The sequence below is a fragment of the Pseudomonas sp. P5_A2_2 genome, assembly GCF_054177685.1.
Genome location: NZ_JBGCUL010000646.1, coordinates 1 through 2,583 on the forward strand (window position 1 = coordinate 1; position 2,583 = coordinate 2,583).

Annotated in this window: 3 protein-coding genes; all 3 read right to left on the bottom strand. The window is 62.5% G+C overall.

Going from position 1 to position 2,583, the window contains the following annotated elements; translation table 11 throughout:
* Positions 1 to 48: 48 nt before the first annotated feature.
* A complete protein-coding gene (locus ACXRVY_RS23615) occupies positions 49 to 426 on the bottom strand; it encodes a hypothetical protein (RefSeq protein ID WP_046041100.1) in 378 nt (125 codons plus the stop codon).
* Positions 427 to 501: 75 nt separating this feature from the next.
* Complete coding sequence (locus ACXRVY_RS23620) at positions 502 to 1,311, bottom strand: putative RNA methyltransferase (RefSeq protein ID WP_223458354.1); 810 nt, start codon at positions 1,309 to 1,311, stop codon at positions 502 to 504.
* On the bottom strand, positions 1,311 to 2,462 hold the full coding sequence (dapE, locus tag ACXRVY_RS23625; RefSeq protein ID WP_223458356.1) for a succinyl-diaminopimelate desuccinylase: 1,152 nt from the start codon (positions 2,460 to 2,462) through the stop codon (positions 1,311 to 1,313). Before dapE ends, ACXRVY_RS23620 begins: the two co-directional genes overlap by 1 nt.
* Positions 2,463 to 2,583 lie beyond the last annotated feature (121 nt).

A 2,583-nucleotide genomic window follows, 5' to 3' on the forward strand; every position in this document is an offset into this window, starting at 1 on the left:
GACCTCATCGCGAGCAAGCTCGCTCCCACAGGTTTGGTGTGTAGGCTATTACGCGGTTTTCCAGGTGATTTCTTCTTCACCATCGGCGCTGATGCGAATCCAGCGATCCGCCGTCTCCTCACCTTCCTCCTCGACCCAGGTGCCCGGCGCGCAACGCACTTCGACGTTCAGCGCGGCAAACGCGGCGCGGGCGCAGGCGATGTCGTCGTCCCATGGGGTCTGGTCACTTTCCAGATACAGGCTGTTCCATTTACCGACGGCTTTTGGCAACCAGGTCACCGGCACGTTGCCAGCCTTGCACTTGTAGGTCTGGCCCTTCTGGACCCAATCCGTGCACGGGCCCAATGCCGCACCGAGCCAAGCGGAAATGGCTTTGTGGTCGACGTCGGCGTCTTTCAGGTAAATCTCGATATCGGGTTGGCGCATGGATGTCCTCACTGCGGGTCTGAAAAATCCATTCGCGGATTTAGCCGGTCTCGGGCACTCGCCCGGAACCAAAAGTTATTGAAGAACGAAATAATCGTAGCGCATTGATACGGTGGTCTCGAACGGCTCGGCCTGTTCGATAACCGCTGTCCGGCGCTCGGCACTGGCACGCCAGCCGTGGGGCGTCATCGCTAGCAGGTTGGCACGGTCCTGCGGCTTGTCCAGCGTCAGCTTGAACGTCAGCGTCTCGCTGTGCGCCAATGCCATGCCTTCCGGCACCAGGTCCAGATGCTTGTCGTCAATGTACTCGCGGACTTCGTCATACAGCCGTTCACGCAGTTCCATCAGGTGGCCGCTGGTTGGCCCGACTTTCATCAGGCCGCCGCCAACACTGAGCAGGCGCTTGGCTTCTTCCCAATCCAGCGGGCTGAAGACACTGGCCAGGAACTGGCAACTGCCGGAAGCCAACGGCACCCGCGCCATGCTGGCGATCAACCAGGTGAGCTTCGGGTTGCGTTTGCAGGCGCGTTTGACCGCTTCGCGGGAGATGTCCAAGGCATAACCTTCGGCATCTGGCAAAGCCTCGGCGATTTGCGCGGTGTAGTAACCCTCGCCACAACCGATGTCCAGCCAGTGCTGCGGTGCATAACTGGCAGCCAGCTCCGCCAGACGCTTGGCCACCGGGGCGTAGTGCCCGGCGTTCAAAAAGTCGCGGCGGGCTTCGACCATCGCCTGGTTATCCCCAGGGTCGCGACTGTTCTTGTGTTGCACCGGTAGCAAGTTCAAATAACCCTGGCGCGCACGGTCGAAACGATGCCCGGCTGGGCAGGCCACGCCGTTTTCCACCGCGTTCAGCGGTTCACTGCAGATCGGACACGCCAGCATCAGGCGAGCAACTTGATCAGGGTCTGGTAGTAGATTTCGGTAAGCACGTCGAGATCGGCGGCCAGCACGCGCTCGTTGACCTGGTGGATGGTCGCGTTGACCGGGCCCAGCTCAACCACTTGGGTGCCCATGGTTGCGATGAAGCGCCCGTCTGAGGTGCCACCGCTGGTGGACGCCTTGGTTTCGCGACCGGTGATGTCCTTGATGCTCGCCGATACCGCGTCGAGCAGCGCGCCCGGTTCGGTGAGGAATGGCAGGCCGGACAGCGCCCAGTCGATGTGCCAGTCCAGGCCATGCTTGTCGAGGATGTCGGCGACGCGCTTTTGCAGGCCTTCGACGGTGGACTCGGTGGAGAAACGGAAGTTGAACACCGCCACCAGATCACCCGGGATCACGTTGGTCGCACCGGTGCCGGAGTTGACGTTGGAAATCTGGAAACTGGTCGGCGGGAAGAAATCGTTACCGTGGTCCCAGTGCTCGGCGGCAAGTTCCGCCAGGGCCGGGGCGGCGAGGTGGATCGGGTTCTTCGCCAGGTGCGGGTAAGCCACGTGGCCTTGTACACCGCGCACGGTCAGCTTGGCGCCGAGGGAGCCGCGACGGCCGTTCTTGACCACGTCACCCACCAGGGTGGTGCTCGACGGTTCGCCGACGATGCACCAGTCCAGACGCTCCTTGCGCGCGGCCAGGCGTTCAACCACGGCCTTGGTGCCGTGGTGCGCCGGGCCTTCTTCGTCGCTGGTGATCAGAAACGCGACTTTGCCCTTGTGATTCGGGTAGTCGGCGACAAAACGCTCGGACGCGACGGTCATGGCGGCGAGGCTGCCTTTCATGTCGGCGGCGCCACGGCCGCAGAGCATGCCGTGTTCGTCGATCAGCGCGTTGAACGGCTCGATCTGCCAGGCCGACACCGGACCGGTCGGGACCACGTCGGTGTGGCCGGCGAAGCACAGCACCGGACCGTCGTCCTGGCCGTGGGTGGCCCAGAAGTTATCCACATCTTCGATGCGCATCGGTTCCAGGGTGAAACCGGCATCGCCCAGGCGCTGCATCATCTGCTTCTGGCAATCGGCGTCGATCGGCGTCACGGACGGACGGCGGATCAGGTCGATGGCGAGTTGGAGGGTCGGCGAAAGGTCGGCGTGGGCCGTCATGGAAAACTCCGGAAGATCTTAATGTGGGAGCGAGCTTGCTCGCGATAGCGCAATCACAGCCAACATAAAGGTTGAATGTGACGGCCTCATCGCGAGCAAGCTCGCTCCCACAGGTATGGGG